The following is a 377-nucleotide window of genomic DNA, read 5'->3' on the forward strand; positions in this document are numbered from 1 at the left end:
AGGTGACTGAGGTCGATTTTGCGGAACTGACTTTGACATAAAATCTGCTTAAAACGCATAATAATGCGGTCTCAGGGTGCTTAAAGCTTGACTTTGAGGGTGCCCCGAAAAATTGGTCCTATGCAGCAACCTAATGATTATAAGTCGCTTACCGAATGTTTTCTGGCTCCTGCGCGGGAGTCTTTGAGTCACTGTTCGCACACTCGGGAGTGTCCCGAGCTGGATGACTGGCAATGGATTCGAATGGGAGTGAACCGTTCGATCAATGACGAACGCAGTGGCCGCAGTTTCTTACAAGACTGGGCCATGTTAGATGAGTCGAGCATTGGAGTCGGCCACTTTTTCGAAACGCTCAAAAGCTCGCGTCGCCTGCAGCT

At 49.6% G+C, this 377-nt stretch carries 1 protein-coding gene; it reads left to right on the forward strand.

The window, feature by feature from the left end; genetic code table 11:
- Positions 1 to 120 precede the first annotated feature (120 nt).
- Positions 121 to 377: hypothetical protein (locus tag QEH59_RS19175; protein WP_308986920.1), on the forward strand; the 257-nt coding region annotated here is incomplete at its 3' end.

This window comes from Thalassobacterium sedimentorum, assembly GCF_031127905.1.
In the GTDB taxonomy this organism is placed as follows: Bacteria; Verrucomicrobiota; Verrucomicrobiia; order Opitutales; family Coraliomargaritaceae; genus Thalassobacterium; species Thalassobacterium sedimentorum.